A 13,520-nucleotide genomic window follows, 5' to 3' on the forward strand; every position below is an offset into this window, starting at 1 on the left:
CCGCGCCGGGAGCTTCTGCGGGATTGCCGAGCCGTGCGATGCTGTGGTTATATCTCGCACTGATGGAGAACTCCGAGCCGGAGCTCCGCTGATGCGACGAGAGGAGAGGCGACGATGACGACGCCCCAGCCCCGCATCGCGACCACCCGCGTGGTCACCGAGATCAACCGCACGGCGATCCTCGACGCGCTGCTCGAGCACGGTCCGCTCTCGCGCAAGCAGATCGTGCAGCGCACCGGGCTGAGCTCGGCCACCGTCGAGCGCCTCTCGGCCGCCCTGCTCTCCGAGAACCTCATCGCGGTCGACGGGCTCGAGCGCTCCTCCGGCGGCCGCCCCTCCTACCTCCTGCGCTACGCCGGGTCCTCGCGCGCCGTCGCGGCGATCGAGGTGTCCGAGACGGCGGTCCGCGGCCGGCTCGTCGACTTCGACGGCGCGAGCGTCGCGGAGGAGCGGATCGAGTTCGAGACGGGCCCCGCCTCCTCCGCCGCGACCGTGCGCCTCGAGGGCACCCTCGCGCTGGTCGAGGCGCTCGTGGCGGCCGCGGCGCAGCAGGGCCGCCTCTGCACGGGCATCGGAGTGTCGGTGCCCGGCATCGTGCACGAGGGCCGCGTGATGAACACGGTCGAGCTCGGCTGGCGCGAGATCCCGCTCGGAGCGATCATCGAGACCCGCACGGGCATCCCGACCCTCGTCGAGAACGACGCCAACGCCATCGCCTACGGCGAGTGGTCGCAGGGAGCCGCGGTCGGCACGCAGAGCGCGGCCTCGTACGTGCTGGGCGTCGGAGTCGGCGCCGGAGTCGTGAACGACGGCGCGATCTACCACGGGGCCCGCTCGGGAGCCGGCGAGATCGGCTTCCTCTTCGCCGACTCCTCCGCCCTGCGCCGCTACTTCACCGAGCAGGGCGACCTCGAGACCCGCATCGCCGCGATCGGCGAGCGCAGCGACTCCGGACCCGCCGCCGTGGCGCGGCTGATCGACTCCGCCGCGGCCGGCGACCCGGCCGTCTCGGCGGCCGCCGACGAGCTCTTCGACCTGCTCGCGTTCTCGTGCGGCGCCCTGGCGACGATCCTCGACCCCGAGGTGATCGTGCTCGCCGGGCACCTCACCCGCGCCCCCGAGTTCGCGATCGAGCAGATCTCGAAGCGGCTGGTCGGCCGCATCCCGTTCCCCCCGAGGCTCCTGGCGGGGTCGCTCGGCCCCGACGCCGCCCTCGTCGGCGTGGGCGAGCTGATCGCCCGACACGTGAGAGGTTCCACCTACCTTGCTCGATGAACTCCCCCTGGCCGTCGTCCGCACGGCGACCCCGCTCGCCCTGCGCATCGGGATCGACGTCGGCGGCACCAAGACCCACGTCGCCGCGATCGGCGACGACGGCGCGCGCCTCGACCACGTCCTCCCCTCGTCGAGCTGGCGCACGGGAGCCCTCTTCTCGGACTCCGGCAATCTGGCCCGCCTGGCCGACCTGATCCGCTCGCTCGTGCGCCTCGACGAGCGCACGACCCTCGCCGCGGGGATGCACGGCTGCGACACCCCCGCGCAGGTCGCCCTCGCCGCGCGCACGCTCGAGCGGCTGCTCGCCGTGCCGGTCCGCGTCGTCAACGACGCCGAGCTGCTGGGCCACGCGGCCCGGGTCGGCGAGTGCCTGCAGATGATCGTCGGGACCGGTGCCGTGGTCGTCGGGCGCACCGCGACGGGAGCGACGATCACCGCCGACGGCTACGGCTGGCTGCTCAGCGACTTCGGCAGCGCCCCCGCCCTGCTGCGCGAGAGCGTGCGCGAGGCGCTGGTGCGGGCCGACCGCGACGAGCTCGGCGACGACTCCCTCGTCGGGGCGCTGCAGAACGCCTACGGAGTGCCGGATCTGACCGAGCTCGCCCTCGCCGTGACCGAGCGCGCGGGCCTGACGGAGTGGGGCGGGCACGCTCCGCTCGTCTTCGCGCACGCCGACCGCGGCTCGGCCGTGGCTCTGCACGTGATCACGGAGGCGGCGCGCCGGCTCGCGGGGAACGTCGCGTCGCTCCTGGCCCGAGGCGCTCTCGGCGACTGCGTGGTCGCGGCCGGCGGAGTGATCACCAACCAGCCGCGCCTGCAGCACGAGCTGCGGCTCGCCCTGGCCGAGGTCGCTCCCGGCGTGCGCCTCGAGGTGCTCGACGCGCCTCCCGTCGACGGAGCGCTCGTGCTCGCCGGCGCCGCCCCCGACGAGCGCCACCACCCCGCCCCGTGAGAGGGGCCGGGCTCCTCGAACCCGGCCGCCGCGGAGTCGCCCTGGCCTACGCGTTCAACGGATTCGCGCTCGCGAGCTGGACCGCGCGGCTGCCGGGCATCCGTGCGGCGGTCGACCTCGATGCGGCGGGGCTGGGCGTCCTGCTCACCGCCGGCGCGATCGGCACCCTGCTCACCGTGCCCGTCGCCGGACGCCTCGTGGCCCGCCTCGGCGCGCTGCCCACCTACCGCCTGGCCACGCTCGTCTTCGCCGCCGCGTACCTCCTGCTCGCCGTCGCACTGCTGCTCGGGCAGGTGCCGCTGCTGCTCGTCGGCAACGCGGTGCACGGAGTGGCGTTCGCGCTGACCAACGTGCCGCAGTCGATCCTCGCCGCCGGCAGCGAACGCCGGGTGGGGCGCACGATCCTGCCGCAGTTCCACGCGGGCTACTCGATCGGATCGGCGCTGGGCGCGCTGCTCGGAGGGGCGTCCTCGGCCGCCGGAGTGTCGCCCGCCGCGCAGTTCCTCGCCCTGGCCGTGGCGGCGGTCGTCGTGCGGTGGAGCATCGGCCGCCACGTCGCTCCGCTCGCCGCCTCGCTCGCCCGGGAGCGCCGCTCGGCCCTCGCCGCCCGCGCCGCGGCGCTCGTGCAGAGCGGACCCGTGCCGGTGGTGCCGCGCGGGAGCCGCCGCTTCGGACTCGGCGTGTGGACGCATCCGCAGGTGCTGCTGCTCGGGCTGATCGTGTTCGCGGCAGCGCTGTCGGAGGGGACGGCCACCAACTGGTCGGCGGTCGCCGTGGTCGACGCGTTCGGAGTGACCGAGGCCGACGCGTCCCTCGGCATCACCGTGTTCCTGGTGGCGCAGACCGTGCTGCGGCTGACCGGCGGGCCGCTGATCGACCGGCTCGGACGGGTGCGGGTGCTGACGCTGTCGTGCGCGGCGGCGGTCGCCGGGATCGCGCTGTTCGTGCTCGCTCCGGGGTTCGTTCTGGCGCTGGTGGGGCTCGCGCTCTGGGGAGCCGGGTCGGCTCTGGCGGTGCCGATCGGCATCGCAGCGGCCGCGGCGGATCCGATCGACGGGCCCTCGCGCGTCGCGGCGGTCACGTCGCTGTCGTCGGTCGCGAACATCGCGGGGCCGCCCGCGATCGGTGCTCTGGCGGTGCCGCTGGGCGTGCGCCCGGCGATGCTGGCGGTGTCGGTCGTCGTCGCGGCGGCGGTCGCGGCGGCTCCGCGCGCGCTGCGCCCTCGGCGCTGAGGGTGCACCCGGAGGCGGGGCCGGGGCAACCCCTGGGTCACGCCCGCCGGGCGAGCGCAGACTGGCACCGGCCCCGCCGACCGGTGGGCGCTCTTCGACGGAAGGAACGACCATGGACCTCGGTGGACTCGGCGACAAGGCGAAGGACTTCGCGAACAGCGACAAGGGCGAGAAGCTGACCGATCAGGGCCTCGACAAGGCCGGCGACGCGGCCGGCAAGGCCTCGGGCGGCACGTTCGACGGGCAGATCGACGGCGCCGAGAAGGCGGCCGACCAGCGCATCGGCGACGAGTAGCCGCTCCGACGACTCGGCGCGAACGGGGCCCTGCGCACGGCGCGGGCCCCGTTCCGCGTCGACTGGGCCCCGACGGCGAGCGCGAGTGGGCGCGAATCGGGGCCTGCAGCTCGCGCAGACCCCGGAACGTGCCGTCTAGTGAACGGCGCCCGATCAGCTCGCGCGCAGCGCCCGCAGCAGCGCCAGCACGACGACCGCCGAGCGATCCGCCGCGTCGTCCACGTGCGCCTCGAACTGCCCCGGCGCGCACAGGTCCGAGATCCCGCGCACCGACACGAACGGCACTCCGTGCACGTGCGCCGTCTGCGCGAGCGACACCGACTCCATGTCGGTCGCCAGCGCCGCCGGGAACGCCCCGAGCACCCGCTCGACGTGGTCGCCCGAGACGAACACGTCGCCCGACACGATCAGCCCGCGGCGCACCGGCACCGCGCCGTTCGGCACCTCCGCGACCAGCTCGGCCGTCAGGGCGGGGGCGTGCCCGGAGTAGCGCGCCGGCATGCCGGGCACCTGCCCGAGCGCGTAGCCGAAGGCCCGCGCGTCGGCGTCCGTCTGCACGTACTCGTCGCCGACGACCACGTCGCCGACCCGCACATCCGCCCCGAGACCGCCCGCCGACCCTGCGCTGACGACCAGCGGCGACGGATCCCGGAGGATCGCCGCCGTCAGCCCGCCGGCCGCGTTCACGAGGCCCACGCCGGTGCGCACCAGCAGCACCGATCCGCCGTCGATCTCGAGATCCCACTGCAGGGAGTTGCCGACCGTCCGCGGCTCGGAGGCGCGCTCGGCCTTCGCGAGGAACGGCTCCGCCTCCTCGTCCATCGCCACCAGGACGATCGCGTCGCTCACGCGGTCACCGTCTCCCACTCGTCGCGCTGCGCGAGGAACGTGCGCGCCGCCTCCTGCGCGCCCTCGAGCGAGTGGTTCGCGCCCCAACCGCACTGCGTCTCGTTCGCGGCGGGCACCTCGTCGGCCTCGGTGATGTCGCGGAGGGTGTCCTCGACGAGCGAGAGCACCTCGGGCAGCTCGGGCTCGCCCGCGAGGATCAGGTAGAAGCCGGTCTGGCAGCCCATCGGCGAGAAGTCGACCACGCGGTCGGAGTGGTTCCGCGACTTCTCGGCGAACAGGTGCTCGAGCGAGTGCACGGTCGGCATCTCGAGGTGGGCGCGGTTGGGCTGGGTGAACCGCACGTCGTACTTCACGATGCGGCTGCCGCCCGGCAGGGTCTTGGCGTCGGCGAGCCGCACGTACGGCGCGGCGACGGTGCGGTGGTCGAGGTTGAACGACTCGACGTTCATGCGCGGCTGATCCACGGTGGTCTCCTTCGCTGGGGTCCCTCCATTCTCCTCCGCCCGCACTCGTCGTTCACTGATCGAGCAGCCCGTGCAGAGGGCGAGCCCGCGAACTCCGGGCAGGCCTTGCTGGTCGAGTAGCCCCGCAGGGGCGTATCGAGACCCACTGGTTCCAACAGCCCGGTCGTCCGCCCCCCGTCCCCGGGAGAAGGTGGATCTCGATACGCCCGCTGCGCGGGCTACTCGATCAGCAAGCTCCGGGCCGCAGCCAGGAAGCGACGTCCTCGGAGACCCCGCATTCCCTCACGCCCCCGGCACGAACCGGTAGCCCATCCCCGCCTCCGTCAGCAGGTACCGCGGATGCGACGGGTCGGGCTCGAGCTTCTTGCGCAGCTGCGCCAGGTAGAGACGCAGGTAGCCGGTGTCGGTGACGTGGGTCGGACCCCAGATCTCGTCGAGCAGCGAGCGGCGCGTGACCAGTCTGCCCGCGTTCCGCACCAGGATCTCCAGCACCTGCCACTCCGTCGGCGTGAGCCGCACCGAGGCCCCCGCCCGCGTCGCGCTCTTGGCGACCAGGTCGATCGTCACCTCGCCGATGACCACGAGCGGCTCGCCGTCGGCCGGCTGCACGCGCCGCGAGAGGGCCCGGATGCGCGCGAGCACCTCGTCCATCGAGAACGGCTTCGTGACGTAGTCGTCGGCTCCGGCGTCCAGCGCGTCGACCTTGTCGGCCGCGCCCGTCCGCCCCGACACCACGAGGATCGGCGCGCTCGTCCAGCCGCGCAGCGCGTGGATCACCTCGACGCCGTCGAGCCGCGGCATGCCCAGGTCGAGCATGTAGAGGTCCGGATGCTCGTCCACGGCCCGGTTGACCGCCTCCGTGCCGTCGCCCGCGGTCACGACCTCGTAGCCGCGCGCCGTGAGCGTGATGCGCAGCGCCCGCAGGATCTGCGGGTCGTCGTCGGCGATCAGGATCTTCACTCGTCCCCCTCGGTCGCGGTCGACGCCAGCGGCAGCGTCACCACCATGGTCAGTCCGCCTCCCGGCGTGTCCTCGGTCTCGAGTGTGCCGCCCATGCCCTCGGTGAACCCCTTCGAGAGGGCGAGTCCCAGGCCGAGCCCCGTCAGATTGTCGTCGTCGCCGAGGCGCTGGAACGGCACGAAGATCTGCTCCCGGCGCTCGGGCGCGACGCCCGGTCCGTGGTCGACGATGCGGATCTGCCCGGAGCCGCCGAACGCGCTCGTCGCGATCCGCACCCGGGTTCCGGGAGGCGCATAGCGGGCGGCGTTGGCCAGGAGGTTCACGACGACCCGCTGCAGCAGCCCCGCGTCGGCGAGCATCGCGGGCCCGTCGAGATCGAGGTCGAGGTCGACCTCGCCGGGTCCGAGTCCGAGCTCGTCCAGCGCCGGCAGCACCACGTCGGCCGCGTCCAGCGGAGCGAGCGCCACGGCGAGCGCCCCCGCCTCCAGCCGGGTGACGTCGAGCAGGTCGGTGACGAGCGCGGCCAGCACGGTCAGGCTCTCGTCGGCGGTGGCGAGCAGCTCCTGCCGGTCGCGATCGCTCCACGCGATGTCGGGCGAGCGCAGCCCGCTGACCGCGGCGGTCGCCGCGGCGAGCGGGCGGCGCAGGTCGTGGCTCACCGCTGAGAGCAGGGCGCTGCGCACCCGGTCGGTCTCGGCCAGCGGAGCGAGCTCGCTCGCCGTCTCGGTCAGCGCCGCGTTCTCGAGGACGGAGTCGAGCTGCGCCGCGATCACCTGCAGCAGCCGCCGCTCGCCCGCTTCCAGCTCGCGGCCGTGCAGCTCGAGCACGGCGGCGGGCCCGACCGGCACGGTCACCGGATCCTCCTGCGGCTCTCCGTCGACGGCCACGACGACTCCGTCGCGCACGAGCCGCACGCCGGTGAGCCCGAACGCCTCGCGCGCGCGCTCGAGGATCGCCTGCACGGCCCCCTGCCCACGGATCACCCCGCCCGCGATCGTCGCGAGCAGCTCGGCCTCGGCCCCCGACCGCTCCGCCGCCCGCGAGCGCCGCGCCGCCCGGTCGACCACAGAGCTGACCAGCACCGCGTTCACCACGTAGAGCGCGAGGGCGAGCGCGTGCAGCGGCTCGTCGACCGTGATCGTGTAGAGCGGATCGACGAAGAAGAAATCGAGGGTGAGCCCCGAGAGCACGGCCGCGAACAGCGCCGGCCAGATCCCTCCGATCAGCGCCACGAGCACCACGAGCAGCTGGTACGAGAGCACGTCGCTCGTGATCGACTCGTCGTTCCGGAGCATCGACAGCAGCCAGGTGAGCAGCGGCCCGCCGACGAGGGCGAGGCCCATGCCCGCCAGCCGGCGCCGCAGGGTCAGCGCCCCCGCGCGCCGGGGCAGCAGCGCGCTCCGCCCCGCCGCCGAGTGGCTGACGATGTGGACGTCGATGTTGCCGGACTCGCGGATGACGGTGGCGCCGATGCCCGGGGTCAGGGCCGCGGCGAGCCGGCTGCGGCGGCTGACGCCCAGCACGAGCTGGGTCGCGTTGACCGAGCGGGCGAACTCGACCAGCGCGCGCGGCACGTCCTCGCCGACGACCTGGTGGTAGCTGCCGCCGAGCGACTCGACCAGCGCGCGCTGCGCCTCGAGCAGATCGGGGCGCGGCGACCGCAGCCCGTCGGGCGACACGATGTGCACCGCGAGCAGGTCGCCTCCGGAGGAGCGCGCCGCGATCCGCGCCCCGCGCCGCAGCAGGGTCTCGCCCTCCGGCCCTCCGGTGAGCGTCACGACGACGCGCTCGCGCGCCTCCCACGTGCTGTCGATGCCCTGCTCGACGCGGTAGTCGCGGAGCGCGCTGTCGACCTCGTCGGCCAGCCAGAGCAGGGCGAGCTCGCGCAGCGCGGTGAGATTGCCGAGGCGGAAGTAGTTCGAGAGCGCCGCGTCGATGCGCTCGGGAGGGTAGACGCGGCCGTCCGCGAGGCGGTCGCGCAGGGCCTGCGGGGCGAGGTCGACGACCTCGATCTGGTCGGCGGCGCGCAGCACCGCATCCGGGATCGTCTCGCGCTGCGGCGCCCCGGTGATCGCGTGCACCACGTCGTTGAGCGACTCGATGTGCTGGATGTTGACCGTCGAGAAGACGGTGATGCCGGCGTCGAGCAGCGTCCGCACGTCCGCCCAGCGCTTGTCGTGGCGCGAACCGGGGGCGTTCGTGTGCGCGAGCTCGTCGACCAGGGCGATGTCGGGGCGGCGGGCGAGCACCGCGTCCAGGTCCATCTCCTCGAGCGCGACTCCGCGGTGCTCGACCCGGCGGCGCGGCACGACCTCGAGGCCCTCGAGAACCGCGGCGGTGGCCGAGCGGCCGTGCGTCTCGACCACGGCGACCACGACGTCGCGGCCCTCGTCGGCGAGTCGGCGGCCCTCCTCGAGCATCGTGTAGGTCTTGCCCACTCCGGGCGCCGCACCCAGCAGCACGCGCAGGCGGCCCTTCGTCATGCTCCTGGCCTCACCCTCGGCTCGCAGGACCGGCGCGCGGGAGGCGGGCCGCTCGCGATTCTACGAGCCGGGGGTCGGAGCCGGGCGTGGAGCCGGGCCGTCACAGCCCGGCCAGCGCGAGGTTCAGCTCGAGCACGTCCACGGTCTCCTCGCCGAGGTACCCGAGCCCGCGCGGCTGCACCGAGCTCTCGACGAGCGCGCGGACGTCCTCCACAGCGAGTCCGCGGGCCCGGGCGACGCGGTCCGCCTGCAGCAGGGCGTACTCCGGGCTGATGTCGGGGTCCAGGCCCGAGGCGGAGGCGGTCAGCGCGTCGGCCGGCACCTCGGCCGGGTCGACGCCCTCGACCGCGGCGATCGCGGCGCGCCGCTCCTGGATCGAGGCGACGAGCTCGGCGTTCTCGGGGCCGAGGTTGCTGCCGCTGGAGGCACCCGCGTCGTAGCCGGCCGCGGACGGCCGCGACTGGAACCACTCCGGCAGCGGGGCGCCGTCGGCGTCGGTGAAGGACTGGCCGAGCAGCGACGAGCCGACGACCCGCCCGTCGGCGGACACGAGCGAGCCGTTCGCCTGGGCGGGCAGGGCGAGCTGCCCGACGCCGAGGACGACGAGCGGATAGGCGAGCCCGAGGACCGCGGTCATCGCGATCATCGCGCGCAGGGCGACGGAGTAGGTGCGGAGCGTCATGGTCTCTCTTCTTCCGGGAGCAGTGGTGGGTTCCCGCGGGACGTCATTCCAGGACATGCCCGAAGAGGCATGCACCGGTGGCGTCCCGCGGACGGGTCGGTCAGAACCCGGCGATCGTCCCGACCACGAGGTCGACGAGCTTGATGCCGACGAACGGAGCGACGACTCCGCCGAGCCCGTAGACGAGCAGGTTGCGGCTGAGCACCTTCGACGCCGAGAGCGGCCGGTAGGCCACCCCGCGCAGCGCCAGCGGGATGAGCGCCACGATCACCAGGGCGTTGAACACGATCGCCGAGAGGATCGCTGAGGCCGGCGAGTGCAGCTGCATCACGTTGAGCACCGCGAGCCCCGGGAAGACGCCGGCGAACATCGCCGGGATGATCGCGAAGTACTTCGCGACGTCGTTCGCGATCGAGAACGTGGTCAGCGCCCCGCGGGTGATCAGCAGCTGCTTCCCGATCCGCACGATGTCGATGAGCTTCGTCGGGTCGGAGTCGAGGTCGACCATGTTGCCGGCCTCCTTCGCCGCCGACGTGCCGGTGTTCATCGCCACGCCCACGTCGGCCTGCGCGAGGGCCGGCGCGTCGTTCGTGCCGTCCCCGGTCATCGCGACGAGGTGGCCGCCCTCCTGCTCGCGCCGGATGAGCGCGAGCTTGTCCTCGGGAGTCGCCTCGGCGAGGAAGTCGTCGACCCCCGCCTCCGCCGCGATCGCGCGCGCCGTCAGCGGGTTGTCACCCGTGATCATCACGGTGCGGATGCCCATCTCGCGGAGCTCCGCGAAGCGCTCGGCGAGGCCGTCCTTCACGACGTCCTTCAGGTGCACGACACCCAGCACGCGGGCACAGGAGCCGTCCTTCACCGCGACGACGAGCGGAGTGCCTCCGCTACCCGAGACCGCGTCGACCGTCTGCGCGAGCTGCGCGGCCAGGGGCGCGGCGAGCGGACCCTCCTGCTCGACCCAGGCGCGGACCGCCGAGGCGGCGCCCTTGCGGATCTCCGTGCCGTCGGGCAGGTCGAGTCCGCTCATCCGCGTCTGCGCCGTGAACGGCACGACCACCGCCGGCCCGGGATCCGCGACCGTGCACCCGGAGGCGATCGCCAGGTCCACGATCGACCGCCCCTCGGGAGTCGGGTCGCTGAGCGAGGACGACGCCGCGGCGTCCGCGAGTACGGCCTGCGCCACTCCCGCCACCGGCAGGAACTCGGTGGCGCGCCGGTTGCCGTAGGTGATCGTGCCGGTCTTGTCGAGCAGCAGCGTCGTCACGTCGCCCGCCGCCTCGACCGCGCGGCCCGACATCGCGAGCACGTTGCGCTGCACGAGCCGGTCCATGCCGGCGATGCCGATCGCCGAGAGCAGCGCTCCGATGGTGGTCGGGATGAGGCAGACCAGCAGCGCCACGAGCACCGGCACGCTGACCGGGGCCGCCGCGTACGACGCGATCGGGTTCAGGGTCAGCACGACGACCACGAACACGATCGACAGGCTCGCGAGCAGGATGTCGAGCGCGATCTCGTTCGGCGTCTTCTGCCGCGAGGCGCCCTCGACCAACCCGATCATGCGGTCGACGAAGGTCTCGCCGGGCTTCGAGGTGATGCGCACGACGATGCGGTCCGAGAGCACCCGAGTGCCGCCGGTGACCGCGCTGCGGTCTCCCCCGCTCTCGCGGACGACCGGAGCCGACTCCCCCGTGATCGCGGATTCGTCCAGGGAGGCGATGCCCCAGACGATGTCGCCGTCGCCGGGGACGAGGTCGCCGGCCTCCGCCACGACCACGTCGCCGAGCTGCAGCTCCGCCGACGGCACCTCGCGCAGCTCGGCCGCCGCGGCCGACGGATCCGCCGGGTCGTAGTCGACGACGCGGCGGGCCGGAGTGCTGGTGCGGGTCCTGCGCAGGCTCTCGGCCTGCGCCTTGCCGCGGCCCTCGGCCACCGACTCCGCGAGGTTCGCGAAGACCACGGTCAGCCAGAGCCACAGCGCGATGCCCGCGGTGAACGTGACCGGCACGACCGAGCCGCCCGACGGCTCCGGCCCGCCGAGGAACGGCTCGGCGATCGCCAGCACCGTGAGCAGCACCGCGCCGATCTCGACGAGGAACATCACCGGGTTGTGCCGCATCAAGCGCGGATCGAGCTTCCGGACGGCGCCCGGCAGGGCGGCGACCAGCTGGCGCGGCCCGAAGGCTGCGCGCCCCGAGCGGGGAGCCGGAGTCGGCTCGACAGGGGGTGCGGTGAGAGTGGACGACATGATCAGAGCCCTTCCGCCAGGGGTCCCAGCGCGAGTACGGGGAAGTAGGTGAGGGCGGTGACGACGAGCGTCACTCCCACGAGGAGGCCGACGAACTGCGGCCGCGCCGTGGGCAGCGTGCCCGCGCTCGCGGGCACCGCCTTCTGCGCGGCGAGCGATCCGGCGAGCGCGAGGACGAGGACGATCGGCAGGAACCGGCCGAGCAGCATCGCGACTCCGAGAGCCGTGTTGAGCCACGGAGTGTTCGCGGTGAGCCCCGCGAACGCCGAGCCGTTGTTGTTCGCAGCCGAGGTGAAGGCGTAGAGCACCTCCGACAGACCGTGCAGCCCGGGGTTCCAGATCGACGTGCTCTCGACGTCCTCGCGCACCGCGGGGATCGCGAAGCTCAGCGCGGTGCCGGCCAGCACGAGGGTCGGGGTGACCAGGATGTACAGGCTCGCGAGCGTGATCTCGCGCTGCCCGAGCTTCTTGCCCAGGTACTCCGGGGTGCGCCCGACCAGCAGCCCGCCGACGAACACGGCGAGGATCGCGAGCACGAGCATCCCGTAGAGCCCCGAGCCGACACCGCCCGGCGCGACCTCGCCGAGCATCATGTTCAGCATCGGCATCATGCCGCCGAGCGGAGTCGCGGAGTCGTGCATCGAGTTCACCGCACCGGTCGAGGTGAGCGTGCTGGCGCTGCCGAAGAGCGTCGAGCCGGCGATGCCGAAGCGCGTCTCCTTGCCCTCCATGGCGGCTCCCGCGGCCTGCGCCGCCGATCCTCCGCCGGCCAGCTCGAGCGCGGTGAACGCGCCCAGCGACGCGGTGAAGACGACGGCCATCGCGGCGAGGATCGCGCGGCCCTGCCGCACGTCGCCGACCATCCGCCCGAAGGTGCGCGGCAGGCTGAACGGGATCGCCAGCATGAGCACGATCTGAAGCAGATTCGTCCAGGCCGAGGGGTTCTCGAACGGATGCGCGGAGTTGACGTTGAAGTACCCGCCGCCGTTCGTCCCCAGCATCTTGATCGCCTCCTGCGACGCGACCATGCCGCCCGGGATGCTCTGCGCGCCGCCCGTCAGCGTCTGCACCTCGAGCGGAGCCGCGAGGTTCTGCACCACGCCTCCCGCGACCAGCACGATCGCGGCCACGACCGAGAGCGGCAGCAGCAGGCGCAGCACGCCGCGGGTCAGATCGACCCAGAAGTTGCCGAGCGTGCCGGAGGAGCGCCGCGCGAACCCGCGGATCAGCGCCACCGCGACGGCCAGGCCCACCGCGGCCGAGACGAAGTTCTGCACGGCGAGCCCGCCGAGCTGCACGGCGTAGCCGAGGGTGAGCTCCGGCGAGTACGACTGCCAGTTCGTGTTGGTGACGAACGAGATCGCGGTGTTGAAGGCGAGTCCCTCGGGCACGGCGGGCAGCCCGAGCGAGCCGGGCAGCACGACCTGCAGCCGCTGCATCCCGTAGAGCAGCAGCACGCCGACCAGCGAGAACGCGAGCACGGCGCGCAGGTACGCGCGCCAGCTCTGCTCGGACGAGGAGTCGACTCCGATCACCCGGTAGAGACCGCGCTCGAGGGCGAGGTCGCGGCTCGAGGAGTAGAGGCGCGCCATGCCGTCGCCCAGCGGGCGGTGCACGAGCGCGAGAGCGAGGCCGACGGTGGCGACCTGGAGGACGGCGAGGACCGTGTCCATCAGAACCGCTCCGGCCGGACGAGCGCCACGAGGAGGAACACCACGGCGCCGATCGCGAGGACCGCGGCGAGCGCGTCGAAGACGATCACCGCGACTCCTCCGACTCGCGGGCCGCACGGGGGTCGGCGGCGCGGACCGGCGGCCCGAGCTTCTCCACCCCCCGAGCGGCGAGGCCGATGACGAGGAACAGGGCGAGCACGCCGAGGAGGTAGGCGAGGTCGAGCACGGAGGACTCCATCCGGAGGCGGACGGCGCTCGATCGAGCGCACGGATCCCGATGCAACACCCGCGAGCGGCCCCCGGATCCGCTCCTCACGGTTTCCCTACGGCCCGCCCCGGATTGCTCACGGTTCCCCTACGGCCGACGTCGTGAGAGCGGTCTCCCCTTGCAACAGCGGGGGTCCCGCCAC

At 73.5% G+C, this 13,520-nt stretch carries 13 protein-coding genes; 4 read left to right on the top strand and 9 right to left on the bottom strand.

Annotation, left to right across the window (positions count from 1 at the left end):
• Positions 1-114 precede the first annotated feature (114 nt).
• The 4 genes from ASF46_RS17445 (at position 115) to ASF46_RS17460 (ending at position 3,754) form a co-directional block, all read left to right on the top strand.
• Positions 115-1,275 (top strand): ROK family transcriptional regulator, encoded by a 1,161-nt coding sequence (locus ASF46_RS17445; protein WP_056868811.1) that lies wholly within the window; start codon positions 115-117, stop codon positions 1,273-1,275.
• The gene (locus ASF46_RS17450) at positions 1,265-2,227 is read left to right on the top strand and encodes a hypothetical protein (protein WP_056868812.1); all 963 of its coding nucleotides are present in this window, start codon (positions 1,265-1,267) and stop codon (positions 2,225-2,227) included. Before ASF46_RS17445 ends, ASF46_RS17450 begins: the two co-directional genes overlap by 11 nt.
• Complete coding sequence (locus ASF46_RS17455) at positions 2,224-3,459, top strand: MFS transporter (protein ID WP_056868813.1); 1,236 nt, start codon at positions 2,224-2,226, stop codon at positions 3,457-3,459. Before ASF46_RS17450 ends, ASF46_RS17455 begins: the two co-directional genes overlap by 4 nt.
• Before the next feature lie 112 nt (positions 3,460-3,571).
• Entirely contained in the window at positions 3,572-3,754 is a 183-nt protein-coding gene (locus tag ASF46_RS17460) for an antitoxin (RefSeq protein ID WP_056868814.1), read from the top strand.
• 153 nt (positions 3,755-3,907) lie between these two features.
• Here ASF46_RS17460 and mtnN read toward each other — a convergent pair whose 3' ends face one another.
• The 9 genes from mtnN to ASF46_RS19490 all read right to left on the bottom strand — a co-directional run bounded on the left by mtnN (position 3,908) and on the right by ASF46_RS19490 (position 13,336).
• Positions 3,908-4,603: a 5'-methylthioadenosine/S-adenosylhomocysteine nucleosidase gene (gene mtnN / locus ASF46_RS17465; RefSeq protein WP_235577010.1), complete on the bottom strand. Its 696-nt coding sequence runs from the start codon at positions 4,601-4,603 to the stop codon at positions 3,908-3,910.
• Positions 4,600-5,052 carry an S-ribosylhomocysteine lyase gene (locus ASF46_RS17470; RefSeq protein WP_056869014.1) on the bottom strand — a complete coding sequence of 151 codons (453 nt, stop codon included), beginning with the start codon at positions 5,050-5,052 and terminating at the stop codon, positions 4,600-4,602. The genes mtnN and ASF46_RS17470 overlap by 4 nt, the downstream gene beginning before the upstream one ends.
• Before the next feature lie 297 nt (positions 5,053-5,349).
• Complete coding sequence (locus ASF46_RS17475; RefSeq protein WP_055794006.1) at positions 5,350-6,027, bottom strand: response regulator; 678 nt, start codon at positions 6,025-6,027, stop codon at positions 5,350-5,352.
• Positions 6,024-8,510, bottom strand: a complete 2,487-nt coding sequence (locus ASF46_RS17480) for a DUF4118 domain-containing protein (protein WP_056868815.1) — start codon at positions 8,508-8,510, stop codon at positions 6,024-6,026. The genes ASF46_RS17475 and ASF46_RS17480 overlap by 4 nt, the downstream gene beginning before the upstream one ends.
• Before the next feature lie 100 nt (positions 8,511-8,610).
• A complete protein-coding gene (kdpC, locus tag ASF46_RS17485; protein ID WP_056868816.1) occupies positions 8,611-9,192 on the bottom strand; it encodes a potassium-transporting ATPase subunit KdpC in 582 nt (193 codons plus the stop codon).
• 100 nt (positions 9,193-9,292) lie between these two features.
• A complete protein-coding gene (gene kdpB, locus ASF46_RS17490; RefSeq protein ID WP_056868817.1) occupies positions 9,293-11,437 on the bottom strand; it encodes a potassium-transporting ATPase subunit KdpB in 2,145 nt (714 codons plus the stop codon).
• 2 nt (positions 11,438-11,439) lie between these two features.
• Positions 11,440-13,110 carry a potassium-transporting ATPase subunit KdpA gene (gene kdpA / locus ASF46_RS17495; RefSeq protein ID WP_056868818.1) on the bottom strand — a complete coding sequence of 557 codons (1,671 nt, stop codon included), beginning with the start codon at positions 13,108-13,110 and terminating at the stop codon, positions 11,440-11,442.
• Positions 13,110-13,199, bottom strand: a complete 90-nt coding sequence (locus ASF46_RS17500; protein WP_055794001.1) for a potassium-transporting ATPase subunit F — start codon at positions 13,197-13,199, stop codon at positions 13,110-13,112. Before ASF46_RS17500 ends, kdpA begins: the two co-directional genes overlap by 1 nt.
• Positions 13,196-13,336 carry a hypothetical protein gene (locus ASF46_RS19490; RefSeq protein WP_162240194.1) on the bottom strand — a complete coding sequence of 47 codons (141 nt, stop codon included), beginning with the start codon at positions 13,334-13,336 and terminating at the stop codon, positions 13,196-13,198. Before ASF46_RS19490 ends, ASF46_RS17500 begins: the two co-directional genes overlap by 4 nt.
• Positions 13,337-13,520: the final 184 nt, after the last annotated feature.

Source organism: Rathayibacter sp. Leaf296 (assembly GCF_001423045.1).
GTDB classification, from domain to species: Bacteria; Actinomycetota; Actinomycetes; order Actinomycetales; family Microbacteriaceae; genus Rathayibacter; species Rathayibacter caricis.